Annotated in this window: 18 protein-coding genes and 2 tRNA genes; 7 read left to right on the forward strand and 13 right to left on the reverse strand. The window is 62.5% G+C overall.

The features are described from left to right. The first annotated feature begins 42 nt into the window (after positions 1–42). The gene (locus tag QRN54_RS22570; protein ID WP_003942685.1) at positions 43–2,286 is read left to right on the forward strand and encodes an RNA degradosome polyphosphate kinase; all 2,244 of its coding nucleotides are present in this window, start codon (positions 43–45) and stop codon (positions 2,284–2,286) included. Between the two features lie 17 nt (positions 2,287–2,303). Continuing rightward, on the forward strand, positions 2,304–3,230 hold the full coding sequence (locus QRN54_RS22575) for a bifunctional NUDIX hydrolase/histidine phosphatase family protein (protein ID WP_007729338.1): 927 nt from the start codon (positions 2,304–2,306) through the stop codon (positions 3,228–3,230). Positions 3,231–3,397: 167 nt separating this feature from the next. On the opposite strand, the gene QRN54_RS22580 is transcribed toward QRN54_RS22575, so the two are convergent. From QRN54_RS22580 to leuC, 3 genes are all read right to left on the reverse strand, one after another. Continuing rightward, on the reverse strand, positions 3,398–4,084 hold the full coding sequence (locus tag QRN54_RS22580) for an HU family DNA-binding protein (RefSeq protein ID WP_047271271.1): 687 nt from the start codon (positions 4,082–4,084) through the stop codon (positions 3,398–3,400). A 157-nt stretch (positions 4,085–4,241) separates the two neighbouring features. Then, positions 4,242–4,850, reverse strand: coding sequence for a 3-isopropylmalate dehydratase small subunit (leuD, locus tag QRN54_RS22585; protein ID WP_003944724.1), 609 nt, complete (start codon positions 4,848–4,850; stop codon positions 4,242–4,244). Between the two features lie 28 nt (positions 4,851–4,878). Continuing rightward, positions 4,879–6,300 (reverse strand): 3-isopropylmalate dehydratase large subunit, encoded by a 1,422-nt coding sequence (leuC, locus tag QRN54_RS22590; protein WP_003944727.1) that lies wholly within the window; start codon positions 6,298–6,300, stop codon positions 4,879–4,881. 158 nt (positions 6,301–6,458) lie between these two features. Between leuC and QRN54_RS22595 the strand changes: the two genes are divergently transcribed. The 3 genes from QRN54_RS22595 (at position 6,459) to QRN54_RS22605 (ending at position 8,000) form a co-directional block, all read left to right on the forward strand. Next, positions 6,459–7,160: an IclR family transcriptional regulator gene (locus QRN54_RS22595; protein ID WP_007729342.1), complete on the forward strand. Its 702-nt coding sequence runs from the start codon at positions 6,459–6,461 to the stop codon at positions 7,158–7,160. A gap of 55 nt (positions 7,161–7,215) precedes the next feature. Beyond that, positions 7,216–7,719, forward strand: a complete 504-nt coding sequence (locus QRN54_RS22600) for a pyridoxamine 5'-phosphate oxidase family protein (protein ID WP_285183101.1) — start codon at positions 7,216–7,218, stop codon at positions 7,717–7,719. An 83-nt stretch (positions 7,720–7,802) separates the two neighbouring features. Next, positions 7,803–8,000, forward strand: a complete 198-nt coding sequence (locus tag QRN54_RS22605; RefSeq protein ID WP_007729345.1) for a DUF5302 domain-containing protein — start codon at positions 7,803–7,805, stop codon at positions 7,998–8,000. 139 nt (positions 8,001–8,139) lie between these two features. Here the strand turns inward: QRN54_RS22605 and QRN54_RS22610 are convergent. From QRN54_RS22610 to QRN54_RS22655, 10 genes are all read right to left on the reverse strand, one after another. Continuing rightward, a tRNA-Glu gene (locus QRN54_RS22610) sits at positions 8,140–8,212 on the reverse strand. Positions 8,213–8,308: 96 nt separating this feature from the next. Continuing rightward, positions 8,309–8,380, reverse strand: a tRNA-Gln gene (locus tag QRN54_RS22615). A gap of 156 nt (positions 8,381–8,536) precedes the next feature. Further along, positions 8,537–10,012, reverse strand: a complete 1,476-nt coding sequence (gene gltX / locus QRN54_RS22620; protein WP_047271269.1) for a glutamate--tRNA ligase — start codon at positions 10,010–10,012, stop codon at positions 8,537–8,539. Positions 10,013–10,085: 73 nt separating this feature from the next. After that, a complete protein-coding gene (locus QRN54_RS22625; protein ID WP_030535413.1) occupies positions 10,086–11,246 on the reverse strand; it encodes an alkane 1-monooxygenase in 1,161 nt (386 codons plus the stop codon). Positions 11,247–11,637: 391 nt separating this feature from the next. Then, entirely contained in the window at positions 11,638–12,411 is a 774-nt protein-coding gene (locus tag QRN54_RS22630; protein WP_003944722.1) for a fumarylacetoacetate hydrolase family protein, read from the reverse strand. 84 nt (positions 12,412–12,495) lie between these two features. Further along, entirely contained in the window at positions 12,496–13,509 is a 1,014-nt protein-coding gene (locus QRN54_RS22635) for a 3-isopropylmalate dehydrogenase (protein ID WP_003944691.1), read from the reverse strand. Positions 13,510–13,583: 74 nt separating this feature from the next. Then, positions 13,584–15,176, reverse strand: coding sequence for a phosphoglycerate dehydrogenase (gene serA, locus QRN54_RS22640; RefSeq protein WP_003944758.1), 1,593 nt, complete (start codon positions 15,174–15,176; stop codon positions 13,584–13,586). 250 nt (positions 15,177–15,426) lie between these two features. After that, a complete protein-coding gene (gene ilvC, locus QRN54_RS22645; RefSeq protein WP_030535412.1) occupies positions 15,427–16,428 on the reverse strand; it encodes a ketol-acid reductoisomerase in 1,002 nt (333 codons plus the stop codon). A 53-nt stretch (positions 16,429–16,481) separates the two neighbouring features. Further along, entirely contained in the window at positions 16,482–16,985 is a 504-nt protein-coding gene (ilvN, locus tag QRN54_RS22650) for an acetolactate synthase small subunit (protein WP_003944718.1), read from the reverse strand. Further along, positions 16,982–18,922, reverse strand: coding sequence for an acetolactate synthase large subunit (locus QRN54_RS22655; RefSeq protein WP_030535411.1), 1,941 nt, complete (start codon positions 18,920–18,922; stop codon positions 16,982–16,984). Before QRN54_RS22655 ends, ilvN begins: the two co-directional genes overlap by 4 nt. Before the next feature lie 266 nt (positions 18,923–19,188). Between QRN54_RS22655 and QRN54_RS22660 the strand changes: the two genes are divergently transcribed. Together QRN54_RS22660 and ilvD are read left to right on the forward strand one after the other, a co-directional pair. Beyond that, the gene (locus tag QRN54_RS22660) at positions 19,189–19,710 is read left to right on the forward strand and encodes a PH domain-containing protein (RefSeq protein ID WP_039973093.1); all 522 of its coding nucleotides are present in this window, start codon (positions 19,189–19,191) and stop codon (positions 19,708–19,710) included. 72 nt (positions 19,711–19,782) lie between these two features. After that, on the forward strand, positions 19,783–21,624 hold the full coding sequence (gene ilvD, locus QRN54_RS22665; protein ID WP_007729361.1) for a dihydroxy-acid dehydratase: 1,842 nt from the start codon (positions 19,783–19,785) through the stop codon (positions 21,622–21,624). Positions 21,625–21,667 lie beyond the last annotated feature (43 nt).

The raw sequence follows: 21,667 nt of genomic DNA on the forward strand, positions 1-21,667 counted from the left end.
CATCGATTGTCGGACCGCGCGATTGTGGGGGATGATCGACGAGTGAGCAATGGCGAAGCACTCGAAAACCGTATTTCCGAAGACCAGTCGGACGGAGACCACAGCTCCGGCCGGCACGAGAACGGCGCGGCCACCTCGCCGCGATCTCAGGCCGTCGCGGTCGCCACCAACATCCCGGGCGCTCCCCCTGCAGCTACCAAGGCAGAGCTACCCGAATTGCTCGTCGGACTTCCCGAGGATCGTTACCTCAACCGCGAACTCAGCTGGCTCGATTTCAATGCCCGTGTTCTCGCATTGGCTGCCGACGAGTCACTGCCGTTGCTCGAACGCGCAAAGTTCCTCGCCATCTTCGCTTCCAATCTCGACGAATTTTTCATGGTCCGGGTCGCCGGACTCAAGCGCCGCGACGAGACGGGACTGTCGGTCAGGTCCGCCGACGGCCTCTCCCCACGCGAACAATTGGCGCTCATCGCGCGTCGCACCCAGGAACTCGCTGACAAGCACGCACACGTGTTTCTCGACTCGGTCCGCCCTGCCCTGGCGGCAGAAGGCATTTCAATTGTTCGATGGGCCGACCTCAGTGCCGACGATCACGGCCGGCTCTCGGCGCATTTCCACGAGCAGGTCTTCCCGGTACTGACGCCGTTGGCAGTCGATCACGCCCACCCGTTCCCCTACATCAGCGGACTGAGCCTCAACCTCGCCGTGACAGTGAAGGACTCCGTCACCCGCGGCGAACACTTCGCTCGCGTCAAGGTTCCCGACAACGTCGGCCGGTTCGTGCGAGTCAAGAGCACGACATCTTCGTCCACCATCGATTCTTTCCTCCCGATGGAAGAACTGATTTCGGCTCATCTGGACGTGCTGTTCCCCGGAATGGAAATCGTCGAACATCACGCTTTCCGAATCACACGCAACGCCGATTTCGAGGTCGAAGAAGATCGGGACGAGGATCTGCTGCAGGCACTCGAACGTGAATTGGCGCGTCGTCGTTTCGGTTCACCCGTTCGCCTCGAAGTTGCCGACGACATGACCGAGCACATGCTCGAACTGCTTCTGCGTGAACTCGACGTCGATCCGGCCGACGTGATCGAGGTTTCCGGTCTCCTCGACTTGTCCTGCCTCTGGCAGGTTTACGCCGTCGACCGCCCCGCTCTCAAAGACGCTCCGTTCGTCCCGGCGACGCATCCGGCGTTCGGTGAACGCGAGACTCCGAAGAGCGTGTTCTCGACCCTGCGCGAAGGCGACGTGCTCGTCCACCACCCATACGACTCGTTTTCCACAAGCGTTCAACGCTTCATCGAACAGGCCGCCGCCGACCCGCAGGTGCTCGCGATCAAGCAGACCCTGTACCGCACTTCCGGCGACTCCCCCATCGTCAATGCACTGATCGACGCCGCCGAAGCGGGCAAGCAGGTTGTCGCGCTGGTGGAGATCAAGGCCCGCTTCGACGAGCAGGCCAACATCAAGTGGGCACGCAAACTCGAGCAGGCCGGCGTTCACGTCGTCTACGGTCTCGTCGGTCTCAAGACTCACTGCAAGACGTGCCTCGTCGTCAGACGAGAGGGCTCGACCATTCGTCGTTACTGCCACATCGGCACGGGCAACTACAACCCGAAGACCGCGCGCATGTACGAGGACGTCGGATTGCTCACCGCAGCACCGGAGATCGGTGCAGACCTCACCGACCTCTTCAACTCGCTGACCGGATACTCCCGAAAGACGAGCTACCGCAACCTTCTCGTAGCGCCGTACGGGGTTCGCCGCGGGATCATCGAGCGGATCGACAACGAGATCGCTCACAAGCTCGCAGGCCGCGATGCCGGTATCCGCTTGAAGGCCAACGCATTGGTCGACGAGCAGGTCATCGACGCGTTGTACCGCGCATCCAAGGCCGGTATCCCCGTCGAGATCGTGGTCCGCGGAATCTGCGCGCTCAAGCCGGGCGTTCCCGGCCTCAGCGAAAACATCGAAGTACGTTCCATTCTCGGACGCTTCCTCGAACACTCGCGAATGTTCCATTTCCGCTCGGCCGACGAATTCTGGATCGGCAGCGCAGACATGATGCACCGCAACCTCGATCGCCGCGTCGAGGTCATGGTGCAGGTCAAGGACCCGAAACTGTCGAAGCAACTCGGTGACATCTTCGACTCCGCGCTCGATCCCCGAACTCGCTGCTGGGTACTGCATCCGGACGGGAGTTGGGTCGCTGCCCCCGAACGCGGTGAGGACGTACGTGAGCATCAACAGTCGTTGATGCGCAGCCGCACCGCCAGCGGGTCTTGACGGGCTCGGATCACACAATGAGCGACAAGCCGGTCAAAGCCAACATCTTTGCCGCAGGCGCGGTTCTGTGGCGGAAGGCTCCTCAGGATCCTTCCGCCATCGAGATCGCCGTCGTACATCGACCGAAGTACGACGACTGGTCATTCCCCAAAGGAAAGCTCGATCCCGGCGAAACCTTCTTGACCGCAGCAGTTCGCGAGGTCCGCGAAGAGACCTCGATCACCGGACGTTTCGGAAGGCACCTCGGTGGCGTGACGTACCCGATCCCGGGACATCGCAAACTCAAACGGGTCGAATACTGGTCGGCCGAAGCAGTGGACGGAGATTTCGGGCCGAATAGCGAAGTGGATGTTCTCTATTGGCTTCCGGTCACCGAGGTCGCCGATCATCTTTCCTACCCGATGGATCGAATGATTCTTCGCCGCTTCGTTTCCCTTCGGCCTGACACGAAAACGGTATTACTCGTCCGCCACGCAAAAGCTGGAAGCCGTAAGCGATACAAGGGCGACGACAACGTGCGTCCACTCGACGCCAAGGGCAAAGAGCAATCCGCCGCCTTGGTCGAACAGCTGAAAATCTTCGGAGCCGATTCGGTTTTCGCGGCTGACCGTACGCGCTGCATCGACACTGTGATGCCATTGGCGGAGGCATTGGGTGTAGAGATTTCGACGGAACCTCTTCTGACCGAAGAAGGTTACGAGGCCGATCCCGACGCCGCCAGGGCGCGTGCGCTGCAGATCGCCGCACTGGAGGGCACTCCCGTAATCTGCAGCCAAGGAGGCGTCATCCCCGATTTGATGCGCTGGTGGGCTGATACGGCCGGTGTAACACTGCCCTCGGCGCGCAACCGTAAGGCGAGCACTTGGGTGCTCTCGTTCCTCGACGGCCGTCTGGTCGCCGCGGATCACCTCGACAGCCCGCTCCCCAAAGTCGCCAACTCCTGAGGGATTTGGACCAACCGACACCCAGCTCGATTCGGTAGTTTTGCAAAGCACTGAAACACAGGAGAATTCACACTTCTCCCAGACAGCAAAAAAGAGGTGCAGCCGCGGATCTGATCCGCGGCTGCACCTCTTTGTCTTACGGCATCGGGTTTTTCACCCGAACGCGACTACTTTGCGCGCTTGGCCGGAGCCTTCTTGGCCGGAGCCTTCTTGGCTGCGGTCTTGGCGGGGGCCTTCTTGGCCGGAGCCTTCTTGGCCGGAGCCTTGGCTGCGGTCTTGGCCGGAGCCTTCTTGGCGGGAGCCTTGGTGGCAACCGTCTTCTTGGCTGCGGTCTTGGCCGGAGCCTTCTTGGCGGGAGCCTTGGTGGCAACCGTCTTCTTGGCTGCGGTCTTGGCGGGAGCCTTCTTGGCGGGAGCCTTCGCGGCAACCGTCTTCTTGGCTGCGGTCTTGGCCGGAGCCTTCTTGGCCGGAGCCTTCTTGGCTGCGGTCTTCTTGGCAGCAGCCTTCTTGGCTGCAGCCTTGGTGGCCGGTGCTGCTACGCCACGCTTGACTGCCGGGCCGGTGGCCGGAAGCTTCTGTCCACCAGCGATAACAGCCTTGAACTGCGCACCCGGACGGAAAGCCGGAACCGACGTCGGCTTGACCTTGACGGTCTCGCCCGTACGCGGGTTGCGTGCAACACGTGCTGCACGACGACGCTGCTCGAAGACTCCGAAGCCGGTAATGGTCACGCTCTCGCCACGGTGGACGGCGCGGACGATGGTGTCCACGACGTGCTCCACTGCGTCGGTCGCTGTGCGCCTGTCCGAACCCAGCTTTTCAGTCAGAACATCGATGAGCTCTGCCTTGTTCATTGAAATTCCTCCGCTAATTGTGGTCCACCGTCGGACCGACTGAGAACCACGGTAAACCTGATAACGGCAAGAGTCTATGTGCCACGCCAATTCTCATTCAACGTGACTGCGAAATGGTGACCTATTTCTCTTCCCGCGCGGAGTTGCGGATTTCGGTTCAGCCCTGCGAAATTCGGGCTGGAAGGGTAGTCGGTTTCCATGAAGGCCTTGACTTTTCGAACTCGGAAATCGCGTCTACCTGCCGCAATGTCAGTCCGATGTCGTCGAGACCCTCCAGCAGACGCCACCGTGTGTAGTCGTCAATATTGAACGGCACCACCGTAGTTCCGGCGCTGACGGTCCGATTCTCGAGATCTACTGTCAATTCCAATCCGGGCTGCTCTTCGAGCAACTTCCAGAGCAATTCGACGTCGCTCTGCTCGACCTGTGCCGCTACGAGACCGGCTTTTCCGGCGTTTCCGCGGAAGATGTCGGCGAACCGGGAAGCGATGACGACCCGAAATCCGAAGTCGGAGAGAGCCCACACGGCATGCTCACGCGAAGAGCCCGTGCCGAAATCGGGACCGGCCACGAGGACACTTCCCTTGTCGTACGGAGCCAGATTGAGAATGAAGTTGGGGTCGGTACGCCAGCCTGCGAACAGTCCGTCCTCGAATCCGGTGCGCGTCACCCGTTTCAGGTACACGGCAGGGATGATCTGGTCGGTATCGACATTCGAGCGTCGCAGCGGGACGCCGATACCCTTGTGCGTGGTAAAGGATTCCATCGAAATTCTCCTCGAGATGGTAAGTGGGTCAGACCAGATCGGCCGGTGCCGAGAGCGTTCCGCGGACCGCCGTGGCAGCCGCGACGAGCGGGGAAACCAGATGGGTCCGGCCGCCTTTACCCTGTCGGCCTTCGAAATTCCGGTTGGACGTCGATGCCGAACGCTCGCCGGGAGCAAGCTGGTCAGGGTTCATTCCCAAGCACATCGAGCAACCGGCCTGGCGCCATTCAGCCCCTGCCGCTGTGAAGATTTCACCGAGACCTTCGCTTTCGGCTTGAGCCCGCACCCGCATCGAGCCGGGAACGATGAGCATCCGAACGCCCTCTGCCACATGGCGACCCTCGAGCACCTCCGCCACTGCGCGCAGGTCTTCGATGCGTCCGTTGGTGCACGAACCGACGAACACGGTGTCGACAGAAACATCCCGAAGCGGCATACCGGCGTCGAGACCCATGTAGGTGAGCGCCTTCTCGGCTGCCTGACGCTCGCTCTCGTCGACGATCAGTTCGGGATCAGGCACACGGTCGCCGAGCGGCGCACCCTGTCCCGGATTGGTTCCCCACGTGACGAAAGGCGTCAATGCGCTTGCGTCGATGTGAACCTCGTTGTCGAATTCCGCGCCCTCGTCGGTCTTGAGCAACTCCCACGCGGCGACGGCTTCGTCCCACTCTGCGCCGGACGGTGCATGCGGACGGCCCTTGATGAACTCGTAAGTGGTCTCGTCCGGTGCGATCATGCCCGCGCGGGCTCCGGCCTCGATCGACATGTTGCAGATGGTCATACGAGCTTCCATCGACAGTTTGCGAATGGCCTCGCCGCGGTACTCCAGTACGTAGCCCTGGCCGCCGCCGGTGCCGATCTTGGCGATGACTGCGAGGATCAAGTCCTTGCTCGTGACGCCGGGAGGCAGCTCGCCGTCGACCGTGATCGCCATGGTCTTGAAGGGGCGCAACGACAATGTCTGCGTTGCCATCACATGCTCGACCTCGCTGGTGCCGATTCCCATTGCGAGCGCACCGAATGCGCCGTGCGTCGACGTATGACTGTCGCCGCACACCACGGTGGTTCCGGGCTGCGTCAGGCCGAGCTGCGGTCCGACCACATGCACGATGCCTTGGTCGAGATCGCCCATGCGGTGCAAGCGAACTCCGAACTCCTCGCAATTTCGGCGCAAGGTGTCGACCTGAGTCTTGGACACAGGATCTGCGATCGGCTTGTCGATGTCGATCGTCGGAACGTTGTGGTCCTCGGTGGCAATCGTCAGGTCGGGACGGCGCAACTGGCGTCCCGCCAGGCGAAGTCCGTCGAATGCCTGGGGGCTCGTCACTTCGTGAACGAGGTGGAGATCGATGTAGATGAGGTCGGGATCCTGCCCCTCCCCTTTCACGACAACGTGGTCGTCCCACACCTTCTCGGCGAGAGTGCGTGCTTTCTGTGCCATGTCTTCCACCTCTGTACGTAGCCTCGCGTCGGCGGACTACGGGCTGGCCCGCCGCGCGTGAAGTAGGTCCCCAGCCTTCACAGCAGATGCAGACTGTCCCGAGGAAATGCGCTATCCCTCCAGGAAATGCGGTAGCATCCCACTATGCGAGAATCTGGTATCGACCTATGAGACAGCATAGCGGCATCGGCGTCCTGGACAAAGCAATGGGCGTGCTTCATGCAGTAGCTGAGGAACCGTGCAGCCTCACCGAACTCTGTGCACGAACCGGTTTGCCGCGCGCGACCGCCCATAGACTCGCCGTCGGTCTCGAAGTCCATCGACTCCTCACTCGCGACTCGGACGGTCAGTGGTGCCCAGGGCCCGGACTCGCCGAACTCGCTGCCACCGCTAATGATCCACTCATTGCTGCGGCCGGACTCATCCTCCCCCGCCTTCGCGAAATCACCGGCGAAAGCGTCCAGCTGTACCGTCGCGAAGGCACACAACGCATCTGCGTCGCGTCGATGGAACCACCGACCGGCCTGCGTGACACGGTGCTCGTCGGAGCCCGACTGCCGATGAACGCCGGATCCGGCGCCAAGGTCCTTCTCGCATGGGCAGATCCACAAACCCAACGGACCGTCCTCGCCGATGCGTCGTTCGGCGAACGAGTGCTCCTCGAGGTTCGCCGGCGCGGCTGGGCACAGAGCGCGGCCGAACGTGAGCCCGGTGTCGCCAGCGTCGCGGCTCCCGTCCGAGACTCGGCAGGCGCTGTCATTGCCGCGATTTCGGTCTCCGGCCCCATCGATCGGATGGGTAGACGACCGGGAGCCCGCTGGGCGGCGGACCTTCTCGCAGCTGCCGAAGCGCTCCACAAGCGTCTGTAATTCGTGACACAGTAAGGCCTTCAGATCCTCGAGCACGTAGGAGTACGACGCGACCATGGCAGGAAAGCAGCGTAGTCAGATCACGATGACCGAGGCCGAAATCTCGAGCTTCGTCGAAAAGAGCCGTACGGCAACGATGGCGACGTTGAGCGCCGACGGAATGCCTCACCTGATCGCGATGTGGTTCGCGATAGTCGACGGCGAAATCTGGTTCGAGACCAAAGCCAAGTCGCAGAAGGCCGTCAATCTTCGCCGGGACGCCCGAATGTCCGTCCTGATCGAAGACGGTCAGACGTACGACACGCTCCGAGGAGTCTCGATGGAGGGTTCCGGGGTCATCGTCGAAGATCCGGAAGCCCTCTTCGCTGTGGGAATCAGCGTCTGGGAGCGGTACACGGGCCCGTACACCGACGATCTCCGCCCGGCCGTCGACGCGATGCTCCACAAGCGCGTCGCGGTACGGTTCGTTCCCGATCGAACTCGTTCGTGGGATCACCGCAAGCTCGGGATGCCTGCGATGCCTCTTTCCGGCTCTACCGCACCGCCGCCGCAGCCCTGAGGTTCGTGAGCGGAAAAATCACGAGCAATCGAATTCGGGCCGGCGTAGTTTCACCAACAGGCCCAACAACAAGGAGTGAGCATATGAGCGATCTCGACAGCAACACCCCGTCCGAACCCGAATCCCAATCGGAGGAAACCAAACGAAAGTTCCGTGAGGCCCTCGAACGGAAGAATCATCAGAACGCCAAATCGACCGACCATCGCGACGGACAGTCCAAGGTCCACAACACGCATGGCCCGGCCGATCACAAGCGAGAGTTCCGCCGTAAGAGCGGATAACCGATCGCGGACAACAGAGTGAGATGACGATCACCCCCAGTCGAATTCGACTGGGGGTGATCGTTTTTCGCATCGCCGGAAACATTTCCCGCACATACGAAAAGACCCCCCGATCAATGATCGGAGGGTCTTTCCTTTGTAGCCCCGACGGGATTCGAACCCGCGCTACCGCCTTGAGAGGGCGGCGTCCTAGGCCGCTAGACGACGGGGCCAGGACACGCTTTTAAACGTGGTATTTCAGTCTTGCTCTTGGATGCTCAGCAAGCTTAGCTTGTCTGAGTCCGGCCACAAAATCGACCGGATTTCCGCTGGGGTACCAGGACTCGAACCTAGAATGGCGGTACCAGAAACCGCTGTGTTGCCAATTACACCATACCCCAAGGTCTTGCTCACCAGCCTTGCTCGATCCGCTTCGCTGTTGTGCTCGGCGGCTCGTCTCCGGCCGAAAAGAAGATTACCAGTACCCCTGCCCCAAATACCAAATCGTATGGTCACAGGAGGTTTTTGCTTCATTTTCGGCCGGAAGACCGTCCGATCTAGGCGGTTACCGCTGCCCTACCGGCGCGCAACCGAGCGAGCGAGACCTCACGACCGAGCAATTCCATCGACTCGTACAGCGGAGGGCTGATGTGAGAGCCCGTGATCGCGACCCGAACCGGAGCGAAGGCCTTACGCGGTTTGAGCTCCAGATCCTCGATGAGGGCCTTCTTGAGTGCTTCCTCGATACTGGCCGCCGACCACTCTGAGATGGCATCGAGCGCCGCAAGAGACGCGTCCAGAACCGGACCGGCATCTTCCTTCAAGTTCTTTGCCGTCGCGGCCGGATCGAGAGCAAACGACGCCTCGTCGACGAACAGGAATTTCAGCAGATCCCACGCGTCGGACAGGACGACGATGCGCGTCTGCACGAGGTCCGCCGCAACAGTGAACGTCGCTTCGTCGACGTCGGCGCCGATGTGTCCGTGCTCCACCAGGAACGACTTCAGACGACCGGCGAAGTCGGCCGGCTCGAGCAGACGAATGTGCTCGGCATTGATCGCGTCGGCCTTCTTCTGGTCGAAGCGGGCAGGATTGGAGTTGACCTTGGAGACGTCGAAGGCCGCAACCATCTCGTCGAGCGAGAAGACATCGTGATCGTCGGCGATGCTCCACCCGAGCAGAGCCAGGTAGTTCAGCAATCCCTCGGGAATGAAGCCCCGATCGCGGTGGATGAAGAGGTTGGACTCGGGATCGCGCTTGGAAAGCTTCTTGTTGCCCTGACCCATCACGAAAGGCAAGTGCCCGAACGACGGTGTGAAATCGGCGACACCGATACGAATCAATGCCTCGTACAACGCGAGCTGACGCGGAGTCGAGGACAGCAGATCTTCGCCGCGCAGTACATGGGTGATCTTCATCAACGCGTCGTCGACCGGGTTGACCAAGGTGTACAGCGGAATGCCGTTGCCGCGAGTCAGCGCGAAGTCCGGAACGGTGCCTGCCTTGAACGTGGTCTCGCCCCGCACCAGGTCGTTCCAGGTCAGATCATGATCGGGCATCCGGAGGCGGACGACGGGCTTGCGCCCCTCGGCGATGTAGGCAGCGCGCTGCTCGTCGCTGAGCTCGCGATCGAAGTTGTCGTATCCGAGCTTCGGATCGCGTCCGGCCGCCTTGTGTCGCGCTTCGACCTCCTCGTTCGTCGAGTAGGACTCGTAGGCCTCGCCCGCGGCCAGCAACTTGGCAACAACGTCGAGATGCAGGTCGCGACGCTCGGACTGGCGATACGGTGCGTGCGGCCCACCGACCTCCGGGCCTTCGTCCCAATTGAGCCCCAACCAGCGGAGGGCGTCGAGGATGGCCTGGTAGGACTCTTCACTGTCGCGCTGCGCATCGGTGTCTTCGATACGGAACACGAATGTGCCGCCGTGGTGTCGTGCGAATGCCCAGTTGAACAAGGCGGTGCGCACCAAACCCACGTGCGGGGTTCCGGTGGGTGACGGACAGAAACGGACGCGTACTTCGCTGTTGGTCATGGCTCACTTGGCTCGGCGATGATGGATGGTCGTACTACAGGTTAGTCCGGCAGCCCTTCCTCCATCCGGCCGATCACTTACCCGGCAGGACGTTGATGCGTGTCATGTCGCCGTCGTAGTAGGCCAGCAGTCGCTTGTCCATGACCTTTCGCCACAGCGGCGGCACCCACGCGCAGACGATCATGACTGCGTAACCCGCTGGAAGTTGCGGCGCTTCGGCCGCACTTCGCAGGCTCTGGTACCGCAGACGCGGATTCGCGTGATGGTCGCTGTGACGCTGAAGTTGATAGAGGAACAGATTGCTGACGACGTGGTCGCTGTTCCAGCTGTCCTCGGGCGAGCACCGGACGTACGAGCCGTCAGGCCGCTTCGCACGTAGCAAGCCGTAGTGCTCGAGATAGTTGGCGGTCTCGAGGAACGTGAAGCCTGCAATTGCCTGAACGGCGAGCCACGGCGCAATTTCCCAGCCGAACGCGGCGATCAGACTGCCGAACAGAACCACACTCATCGCCCACGCGTTCAGGATGTTGTTGCGGTAACTCCACGTCCGTCTCCCCTGACGCCTCAGACGAGCGCTTTCGATCCGCCATCCCGAGCGCAGGCCGCCGATGACGCTGCGAGGCAAGAAGAACCAGAAGTTTTCCTTGTACCGCGAGCTGGCCGGATCCTCCGGCGTCGCGACGCGGACGTGATGACCATGGTTGTGTTCGACGTAGAAATGGCCGTAGAAGGACTGCGCGAGCGCTACTTTCGCGAGCCACTTCTCGAGCTTCTCACTCTTGTGCCCCAATTCATGCGCCGCGTTGATCCCCACACCGGCAACCACGCCGGCAGTCATCGCGAGCGCGAACTTCTCCCCCGCCGCCATCGGCGCGTTCACCCAACACCACGCGACGAACACCAGCCCGACGTATTGGAGGGGCAGGAACAAGTACGTGCACCAGCGGTAGAAACGATCCTCTTGCAATTCAGGGATCGCTTCGTCCGGTGGGCTGTTACCGTCCTCGCCCGCCAGGAGATCGATCAGGGGAATGACGATGACGATCAGCCACGCCCCGATGGCCCAGAAGAGCCCGAGACTGAATTTGTCGACCAGGAACCACGCAGCGAACGGGCTGAGAGGAACCAGCAAACCCAGTGGCCACAGGTAGCGCTTCTTGTCTCGCCACACCGGCCGCTGCCCGTTCCGCGCTTGCCCTGCCGCTGTCCGGGAGGCTTCCGCGAAGGTCGTCATGTATCACCACGTTTCTGCGCAATCCACTCGATTGCCCCATCGGCTTCTATCCAGTTATCGGTCACCCTACTGCTCAGCGTTACATTTCAGGGAATTTGGTCTGTTACGGGCCGCGACAGCAAACCGTATGGCGAACTCTCCCAACCTGGCCAAATCCGACATAACGCCAGGAGGATCAGAGGCGAAGCTTCGCCTGGGTCATGAAACCCGCAGGTCAGTCCCGGAGCCTGATTTCTTCGAGTCGGTTGGCAATCCCGATCAATCCACTGGCGATAGTTACCATCTTGCAACTTTTCTGCGACAGACACCTCTCGACCTCACACCACGACGGAGGCCCCATCCGGTTGGATGGGGCCTCCGTAGTCGCGTGACTGAACGAACCGGGTCAGGATCAGCTCTTGGCGGTCACCGGGTTCGTGAGCGTGCCGATCCCCGAGACCGTGACCGACACGGAATCGCCGTCGACGATCGGGCCTACTCCGGCGGGGGTGCCGGTGAGGATGACGTCGCCAGGCAAGAGAGTCATCACCGCCGAGATCCACTCGATGATCTTCGGAATGTCGTGGAGGAGAAAAGCCGTGCTGCTGTCCTGCTTGACCTGACCGTTCACCTCGGTCTTGATGTCGACGTCGGACGCATCCAGACTGGTTTCGATCCAGGGGCCGAGTGGGCAGAAAGTGTCGTGGCCCTTCGCGCGCGTCCACTGCCCGTCGTGACGCTGATGATCTCGCGCCGACACGTCGTTGGCGATCGTGTAACCGAGGACCACGCTCAACGCCTTCGCCGCCGGAACGTCCTTGCACGGTTGACCGATGACGACCGCGAGTTCACCCTCGAAGTGCACCTCGTTCGAGGTGGGAGGCAAGACGATCGGGGCACCCGGGCCAACTATGGACGTGTTGGGCTTGAGGAAGATCACGGGGTCCGCGGGAGCCTCTCCGCCCATCTCCGCGATGTGATCTGCATAATTCTTGCCGATGCAGATCACCTTGCTGGCGAGAATCGGAGCCAGCAGACGGACATCGGCGAGCGGCCAACTTCGGCCGGTAAATGTGGGGTTCCCGAACGGGTGCTCCGCAATTTCCTTGGCGACGAGGGCATCCTCTTCACCTTCGATACTGACGAACGCAACACCATCGGGACTGGCAATTCGACCAAGACGCATGCCGGCCAGTCTATCGGGGTGCCGGAAACGACTGACGCGCGCAAGCCGAAAGGCTCACGCGCGTCAGTCTCGTGAAAGAATTCCTTACAGCGCTGCAGTGATCCGGTCGCCGATCTCCGTTGTGGAGATGGGACCTTCGCCGCGGGTAGCCAGGTCGGCAGCGACCACAGCCTCTACCCGAGCGGCGTCGTCCTCGCGTCCGAGATGGCGAAGAAGCAGTGCGGCCGAGAGGATCGCGGCGGTGGGATCAGCGATTCCCTTGCCGGCGATGTCCGGAGCACTGCCGTGAACGGGCTCGAACATCGACGGGTTGGTACCCGAGGCATCGATGTTTCCGCTTGCGGCCAAACCGATGCCACCGGTTACGGCGCCGGCGAGGTCGGTGATGATGTCACCGAAGAGGTTGTCCGTGACGATCACGTCGAAGCGCGACGGGTCGGTGACCATGTAGATCGTGGCCGCGTCGATGTGGCAGTACGCGGTTTCGACGTCCGGGAACTCGGCACCGACGGTCTCGATTGCACGCGTCCAGATTGCGCCCGCGTTGGAGAGCACGTTGGTCTTGTGAATCAAGGTGAGGTGCTTGGACCGGGTCTGCGCCAAGGCAAATGCGTAACGCACCACGCGCTCGGCCCCGAACCAGGTGTTGATCGACACCTCGGTTGCGATCTCGTGATCGGTGCCGACGCGGATCGCTCCACCGTTTCCGGTGTACGGACCCTCGGTGCCTTCACGAACCACGACGAAGTCGATCTCCGGCTGGGCCGCCAACGGCGACAGCGCACCCGGATACAGCTGTGCGGGGCGAAGATTCACGTGATGATCGAGCTGGAAGCGCATGTTCAGCAGCAGACCACGCTCGAGGATGCCGGGTGCGACGATCCGCGGATCACCGATGGCGCCCAACAGGATTGCGTCGTGCTGACGAATCTGGTCCAGCTCGTCCGCCGGGAGCAACTCGCCGGTGGCGTTGTAGCGACGGGCACCGAGATCGTATTCGGTGGTTTCCAGATCCGGAACCAACTTGCCGAGCACCTTGAGCGCTTCGGCTGTGACCTCGACGCCGATTCCGTCACCCGGAATGACCGCAAGCTTCATGGAGTCCTCATCTCAGTAGAACTGTGCGCCTTTATCAACCGCGGGCGGTTGATAAAGGCGCACAGCAAAAACAATCAGGAAAGGTCGACCTGGGCGACGCGAGCGTCGAGCTGCGAGACGATTGCCTCGACCTCGGCGTCACCGACGACGCGATCGACGCGCAAGATGACAGTTGCGCCTTCGCCTTCGGCATCCTGGCTCAGTGCTGCTGCGAGGATGTCGACGCCCGCGTTTCCGAGGACGGTACCGAGGACACCGAGAACGCCCGGGCGATCGCTGTAGTGAACGACGATGTTGTGGCCCTCGGCGCGCAGGTCGAAGCTGCGTCCGTTGATGTTGACGATCTTCTCGACCTGCTGCAGACCGGTGAGTGCGCCCGTGACCGACGTGACCGTGCCGTCGGCGGCAACTGCACGCACCTCGACCGCGCTGCGGTGAGCAAGAGCCTCCGAGTGCTTCTCGACCGACACGGTCACGCCGCGCTGCTCGGCCAGTGCCGGAGCGTTGACGAACGTGACGGCCTCATCGCTGCTGGCGGAGAACACGCCGCGTAGTGCAGCCAGGCCGAGGATGTCGACGGTTTCGGCAGACAGCTCGCCGGTGGCGACAACCTGCACGGTCTGCACAGCTTCGGGCGACAACGTCGCAGCGAGGAGACCGAGCTTGCGGACGAGCTCGAGCCACGGAGCAACTTCTTCGCCCACGGGGCCGCCGGAGACGTTGACAGCCTCGGGAACGAATTCGCCTGCCAGAGCGAGGAGAACACTCTTCGCCACGTCGATGCCTGCGCGGTCCTGAGCCTCGGACGTCGATGCTCCGAGGTGCGGGGTGACAACGACGTTGTCGAGCTCGAAGAGCTTGGAATCGGTGCACGGCTCGGTGCTGAACACGTCGAGACCGGCGCCGCGGACCTTGCCGGAGACGAGTGCGTCGTAGAGCGCATCTTCGTCGATCAGACCACCGCGAGCGGCGTTGACGATGATGACGCCGTCCTTGGCCTTGGCGAGGCGCTCGGCGTTGATCAGGCCGGCCGTTTCCTTGGTCTTGGGCAGGTGCACGGAGATGAAGTCGGCGCGCTCGACGAGCTCGTCGATGGTGACCAGTTCGATGCCGAGCTGCGCTGCGCGCGCTGCGGGCAGGTAGGGGTCGTACGCGATGATCGTGGTCTCGAACGCAGCGAGACGCTGCGCGAAGAGCTGGCCGATGCGGCCGAGTCCGACGACACCGACGGTCTTGCCGAGGATCTCGACACCGTTGAACTTGCTTCGCTTCCAGGTGTTCTCACGCAGAGTCTTGTCTGCTGCGGGAATCTGGCGAGCGGTCGACATGAGGAGCGCGACAGCGTGCTCGGCAGCGGAGTGAATGTTGGAGGTCGGTGCGTTGACGACCATCACGCCGCGCTCGGTGGCTGCGGGGATCTCGACGTTGTCCAGGCCGACACCGGCGCGGCCGATGATCTTCAGCTTGGTGCCGGCAGCCAGAACCTCGGCGTCGACGGTGGTGGCGGAACGGACGAGAATCGCGTCGGCCTCGGGTACCGCGGCGAGCAGCGCCGGGCGGTCGGGTCCGTCGACCCAACGCACCTCCACACCGTCACCGAGCGCCTCGACTGTGGACGGCGCGAGCTTGTCGGCGATCAGAACAACGGGACGGCCAGGCTGGCTCACGTGCAAACTCCCTGATTAGGTGGGTGTGAAGGTGGTTTAACCACCGATAGTTTAGTGCGCGCTCACTTGGAATCCACAACGCGGTAGGCAATACCACATAGTGGACACTTTCGCGGGCAAATTCTCGATGGAATATGAATCCGGACTCAGACGACCCGGAAAACGACTCCGGCCCAATGCCGCGCTGGTTCAACGTAATTGAACCGGCGCGGCATCAGGCCAGTGGAGACGTGGAGCGTGAAACTGCGAATTACGCGGTTTCGGTGATCGGACGATCGACCCAGCTCATCAGGTCGCGCAGCTTCTTGCCGGTGACCTCGATGGGGTGCTCGGCGTTGGCCTTGCGCAGGCCCTCGAGCTCGGTGTTGCCGTTCTCGACGTTGGCAACCAGACGACGGGTGAACTCGCCGGACTGGATGTCGGCCAGGATCGCCTTCATGCGCTCCTTGGTGTCGGCGTCGATGACGCGCGGGCCGGAGAGGTATCCACCGAACTCAGCGGTGTCGGACACCGAGTAGTTCATGCGGGCGATGCCACCCTCGTACATGAGGTCGACGATGAGCTTGAGCTCGTGCAGAACCTCGAAGTACGCCATCTCGGGTGCGTAGCCGGCCTCGACCATGACCTCGAAACCGGTCTTGACCAGTTCCTCGGTGCCGCCGCAGAGCACGGCCTGCTCGCCGAAGAGGTCCGTCTCGGTCTCTTCCTTGAACGTGGTCTTGATGACGCCTGCGCGGGTTCCGCCGATGCCCTTGGCGTAGGACAGAGCAAGAGCCTGGCCTTCACCCTTGGGATCCTGGTCGATGGCGATGAGCGCGGGAACGCCCTTGCCGTCGACGAACTGACGACGCACCAGGTGGCCGGGGCCCTTGGGGGCGACCATGCCGACGGTGACGAACTCCGGAGCCTTGATCAGGTCGAAGTGAATGTTCAGGCCGTGACCGAAGAACAGCGCGTCGCCGTCCTTGAGGTTCGGCTCGATGTCATTGGTGAAAATGCTCGCCTGAGCGGTGTCAGGTGCGAGCACCATGATGACGTCGGCCCACTCGGAAACCTCTGCCGGCGTACCGACCGTCAGCCCCTGCTCTTCAGCCTTCTCACGCGACTTCGAGCCTTCCTTGAGGCCGATGCGCACATCGACGCCCGAGTCACGCAGGCTCAGCGAATGGGCGTGGCCCTGGCTTCCGTAGCCGATCACAGCAACCTTGCGGCCCTGAATGATCGACAGATCGGCATCGTCGTCGTAGAACATCTCGACTGCCACAGTTCTCAACCTCTCCTTGGATTTTTACGTGTCTAAAAGTACTAGCGGGTGGCCGTGATCGACTTCGGCCCTCGACCGACTGCCACGACCCCGGACTGAACGATCTCCCGGATACCGTACGGATCAAGCATCCGCAGCAGTGCATCCAGCTTGGACCGAGTACCGGTCGCCTCGATGGTGACGGACTCCGGAGAGACGTCGATCACCTTGGCGCGGAACAGGTTCACCGTTTCGATGACCTGCGTGCGCACGCTTGCATCAGCGCGCACCTTGATGAGCACGAGCTCGCGAGCGACGGATGCTTCACCGTCCTGCTCGACGATCTTGATGACGTTGATCAGCTTGTTGAGCTGCTTCGTCACCTGCTCGAGAGGGAACTCGTCGACCGTGACGACGATGGTCATACGTGAGATCTCGGGGATCTCGGTTCCGCCCACCGCAAGGGATTCGATGTTGAATCCGCGGCGGGAGAAAAGTGCGGAGACGCGAGCCAGCACGCCTGGCTTGTCCTCGACGAGAACACTGAGGGTGTGACTGGTGCTCACTTCTGATCCTCCCCTGTGCCCGCGGCGGGTCCGGCTTGCTCGCGTGACATGGCTTCGTGGATGACGGCGGGCTCGGCAACTGCCTCGTCGTCGTCGAACAGCGGCCGGATGCCCCGGGCCGCCATGATTTCGTCGTTGCTCGTTCCGGCAGCGACCATCGGCCACACCTGTGCGTCGGCGGTGACGATGAAGTCGATCACGACAGGCTTGTCGTTGATGGACTGCGCCTCACGGATCGCAGCTTCGACATCTTCTTCACGCTCGACACGAATTCCGTGGCAGCCCAATGCTTCTGCGAGCTTCACGAAGTCCGGGATGCGGATGGCGCCGTGCGTTCCGAGGTTGGTGTTGGAGTAGCGCTCTTCGTAGAAGAGTGTCTGCCACTGGCGCACCATGCCGAGGTTGCCGTTGTTGATGAGGGCAACCTTGATCGGAATACCTTCGAGTGCGCAGGTTGCGAGTTCCTGATTGGTCATCTGGAAGCAGCCGTCGCCGTCGATCGCCCACACCTCGGTGTCGGGCATACCCATCTTGGCGCCCATGGCTGCGGGAACCGCGTACCCCATGGTGCCGAGCCCGCCCGAGTTGAGCCACGTGCGCGGCTTCTCGTAGCCGACGAACTGCGCGGCCCACATCTGGTGCTGACCGACGCCGGCGCAGTAGATGGCATCCGGTCCGGCGAGCTTGCCGACGGTCTGGATCACGTACTCCGGGCTCAGCTGACCGTCGGTGGGACGGTCGTAGCTCAGCGGGTACGTACGACGGATGTCGTTCAGGTACGCCCACCACTCGGTGAGGTCGAACGTGGTGCCCGTGGCCATGTCGGCACGGATCGCCTCGATGAGTTCGGTGATGACCTCTTTGCAGTCGCCCACGATCGGGACGTCCGCGTAGCGGTTCTTGCCGATCTCGGCCGGGTCGATGTCGGCATGGATGACCTTGGCGTCGGGCGCGAAGGAATTCAACTGACCGGTGACGCGGTCGTCGAAACGCGCACCGAGGGTGATCAGTAGATCGCTACGCTGCAGAGCGGCGACTGCGGCAACGGTGCCGTGCATTCCCGGCATACCGCAGTTGAGGTCGTGGCTGTCCGGGAACGCGCCGCGGGCCATCAGCGTGGTGACGACGGGGATACCGGTCAGCTCGGCCAATTCGAGCAGCTCCGGCGAGGAGTCGGACTTGATGACGCCGCCACCGACGTACAGAACCGGCGACTTGGCGTCGGCGATCAGACGTGCAGCTTCACGAACCTGCTTGCCGTGCGGCTTGGTCACCGGGCGGTAGCCCGGCAGACGCATCTCCGGCGGCCACGAGAACGTGGTCTGCGACTGCAGGATGTCCTTGGGGATATCGACCAGGACGGCGCCGGGGCGACCGCTGGCCGCGAGGTAGAAGGCCTCGGCCATGATGCGCGGGATGTCGATCGCGTCGGTGATCAGGAAGTTGTGCTTGGTGACCGGCATCGTGATGCCTGAGATGTCGGCTTCCTGGAAGCCGTCGGTACCGATCAGCGAGCGCGCCACCTGCCCGGTGATCGCGACGATCGGAACGGAGTCCATCTGCGCGTCGGCCAGCGGCGTGACCAGGTTGGTCGCACCGGGACCCGAGGTGGCCATGCAGACGCCGACCTTGCCGGTCGCCTGGGCGTAACCGGTGGCAGCGTGGCCTGCACCCTGCTCGTGGCGCACGAGCACGTGGCGGACCTTGACCGAATCGAAGAGTGGGTCGTAAACCGGGAGCACGGCACCGCCGGGAATGCCGAATACCGTGTCGACCTCGAGCTCTTCGAGGGCTCGAACCACAGACTGCGCGCCGGTTACCCGCTCAGGCGGGAGCTGGCGACGGTTGGCCGTCTGGGTTGCGGCAGCCGCGGTTGTCGGGCTCGGTGTCCCTGACTTGCGCGGCGTGGGTTGAGGCCGTGCTGTTGGTGCGCTCACTGGGAAATCCTCTGATTCTGGCTCCGGGCAACAAAAAACCCCCGTCAGCATCTGCTGAGCGAGGGTGGCGCGTCGTTATCTGGTGAGTTGAAAAATCGACTCAGGCGACGACGCGCCGGCCGATTACGAGCAACTCATTCTGTTTCACGCACTCGACAGTAGAGGCGCTAGTCGCGAACGGCAAACTTGGTGAGTCGACCGTCCCAGAATCTGAGATACATCGGCTGCAATGCGAAGATGTAGAGGTGTCAACTTCGCAGCAGCCCGTGCCACCGGCTCAATCATCCCACACGCCGAAACCACTTCGGCACGTCATCCGCATTTCGCAGCTCGCTTACATGGCGTGCGCGTTCCTTCTGTTCGCGGTCAGCTTCCCGATCTTCGGGTGGCCCGTCGCCTTCAGCTGGTTGCTGATCCTTCCGATCATCGCCGTCTATCTCGTCGCGCGACTGCGCACCACCGTCAGCCCTGACGGCCTCGAGGTCCGCTCGACGTTCTCCAAGCGCACCCTCGCCTGGGACGACGTCAAGGGTTTCCGCTTCCCGAAGCGGAGTTGGGCGCGCGCGGAACTCACCGACGGAACCGAGGTGACCCTGCCTGCGGTCAGCTTCGTCAGGCTTCCCGAGATCGCGATCGCCAGCGGCGGCCGCATCACCGATCCCTACGCATCCGCCGCAGAAGCCTTCGCCGCCAAGGAAGCCGAAGAGGAAGAAGCAGCTGCAGAAGCAGAAGCAGAATCCGAGCTCGTCGAGAACACACAGGACCAGCCCGAAGAGAAGCGCCCGTAGCACGCGAGTAGCGTTGAAAGGCCCTCGCTTCTATTTGAGTGGACCAGCAACGATCACATAAGGAACACGCCCATGCCCCCGTTGAGGTCACGCACCACCACCATCGGACGTAATGCTGCCGGAGCCCGATCCCTGTGGCGCGCCACAGGAATGACGGATTCCGACTTCGGAAAGCCGATCGTCGCCGTAGCGAACTCGTACACCCAGTTCGTACCCGGCCACGTGCATCTCAAGAACGTGGGCGAGATCGTTGCCGAGGCCATCAGTGCGGCCGGCGGCGTCGCTCGTGAGTTCCACACCATCGCAGTCGACGACGGCATCGCAATGGGCCACGGCGGAATGCTCTACTCGCTCCCGAGCCGCGAGATCATCGCCGACTCGGTCGAGTACATGGCAAACGCCCACACAGCCGACGCACTGGTGTGTATCTCCAACTGCGACAAGATCACTCCCGGCATGCTCAACGCTGCAATGCGTCTCAACATCCCGACCGTCTTCGTCTCCGGTGGTCCGATGGAGGCCGGTAAGGCAGTGGTCGTCGGCGGCGTGGCCCAAGCCCCCACCGACCTCATCACCGCGATCTCCGCCTCTGCCAACGATGCCGTGTCCGACGAGGGCCTCGACGAGGTCGAGCGCAGCGCGTGCCCGACATGCGGGTCCTGCTCCGGAATGTTCACCGCCAATTCCATGAACTGCCTGACGGAGGCCCTCGGCCTCGCATTGCCGGGCAACGGCTCCACGCTGGCAACTCACAAGGCTCGTCACGCACTCTTCTCTCGTGCGGGCACCACCGTGGTCGAGGCTGCCCTCAAGTACTACCGCGACGGCGACGAGTCGGTGCTGCCACGCAACATCGCGACCCCGGCAGCGTTCCGCAACGCGATGGCTCTCGACGTCGCCATGGGCGGTTCCACCAACACCGTCCTGCACACGCTGGCTGCGGCGCAGGAAGGCGAGGTCGACTTCGACCTCGACACCATCGACGCGATCAGCCGAAAGGTTCCGTGCCTGTCCAAGGTCTCTCCCAACTCGGACTACCACATGGAAGACGTCCACCGCGCCGGCGGAATCCCCGCCCTGCTCGGTGAGCTTCGCCGCGGCGGACTCCTCGAAACCGACGTGTCCACCGTGCACACCAAGAGCTTCGACCAGTGGCTCGACGACTGGGACATCCGCTCCGGCAAGGCAACCGACGAGGCAATCGAACTCTTCCACGCGGCTCCCGGCGGCGTGCGCACCATCGAACCGTTCTCCACGGACAACCGTTGGTCTGCCCTCGACACCGATGCGGCCGGCGGCTGTATCCGCGACGTCGAGAACGCCTACACCGTCGAAGGCGGCTTGGTTGTCCTGCGTGGCAACATCGCACTCGACGGCGCAATACTCAAAACGGCTGGCATCGACGAGGAACTGTTCTCCTTCCAGGGCCCGGCGCTCGTCGTCGAATCCCAAGAAGAAGCCGTCTCGGTCATCTTGCAGAAGAAGATCAAGGCCGGCGACGTTCTCGTCGTGCGCTACGAAGGCCCCAAGGGTGGCCCCGGCATGCAGGAAATGCTGCACCCCACTGCCTTCCTCAAGGGCGCAGGCCTCGGTAAGGAATGCGCGCTGATCACCGACGGTCGTTTCTCGGGCGGAACCTCCGGGCTGTCCATCGGTCACATCTCCCCCGAGGCTGCCGCAGGCGGAATCATCGGTCTCGTCCAGAACGGCGATCAGGTTCGCATCGACGTCGCCTCGCGCACGCTCGAGATCCTGGTCGACGACGACGTCCTCGCCGAGCGACGCGCGAAGATGGAGGCCTCGGAGCGCCCGTGGCAGCCGGTCGATCGTCAGCGCACCGTGACGACAGCACTGCGCGCCTACGCCGCTCTGGCGACGTCCGCCGACAAAGGCGCGGTTCGCTACGTTCCGTAAGTTCTGCCACGAATCGAAAAAATCCCCGGCCGCTTTTCGGCCG

Origin of the sequence: Rhodococcus sp. MEB032 (assembly GCF_030208925.1) — a bacterium.
Classification (GTDB): domain Bacteria; phylum Actinomycetota; class Actinomycetes; order Mycobacteriales; family Mycobacteriaceae; genus Rhodococcus_F; species Rhodococcus_F qingshengii.

Coding starts and splice junctions, on each gene's coding strand:
- QRN54_RS22575 (WP_007729338.1), top strand. CDS start 2,304: ATGAGCGACAAGCCGGTCAAAGCCAACATCTTTGCCGCAGGCGCGGTT.
- QRN54_RS22580 (WP_047271271.1), bottom strand. CDS start 4,084: ATGAACAAGGCAGAGCTCATCGATGTTCTGACTGAAAAGCTGGGTTCG.
- leuD (WP_003944724.1), bottom strand. CDS start 4,850: ATGGAATCCTTTACCACGCACAAGGGTATCGGCGTCCCGCTGCGACGC.
- QRN54_RS22595 (WP_007729342.1), top strand. CDS start 6,459: ATGAGACAGCATAGCGGCATCGGCGTCCTGGACAAAGCAATGGGCGTG.
- QRN54_RS22600 (WP_285183101.1), top strand. CDS start 7,216: ATGGCAGGAAAGCAGCGTAGTCAGATCACGATGACCGAGGCCGAAATC.
- QRN54_RS22605 (WP_007729345.1), top strand. CDS start 7,803: ATGAGCGATCTCGACAGCAACACCCCGTCCGAACCCGAATCCCAATCG.
- gltX (WP_047271269.1), bottom strand. CDS start 10,012: ATGACCAACAGCGAAGTACGCGTCCGTTTCTGTCCGTCACCCACCGGA.
- QRN54_RS22625 (WP_030535413.1), bottom strand. CDS start 11,246: ATGACGACCTTCGCGGAAGCCTCCCGGACAGCGGCAGGGCAAGCGCGG.
- QRN54_RS22630 (WP_003944722.1), bottom strand. CDS start 12,411: ATGCGTCTTGGTCGAATTGCCAGTCCCGATGGTGTTGCGTTCGTCAGT.
- QRN54_RS22635 (WP_003944691.1), bottom strand. CDS start 13,509: ATGAAGCTTGCGGTCATTCCGGGTGACGGAATCGGCGTCGAGGTCACA.
- ilvC (WP_030535412.1), bottom strand. CDS start 16,428: ATGTTCTACGACGACGATGCCGATCTGTCGATCATTCAGGGCCGCAAG.
- ilvD (WP_007729361.1), top strand. CDS start 19,783: ATGCCCCCGTTGAGGTCACGCACCACCACCATCGGACGTAATGCTGCC.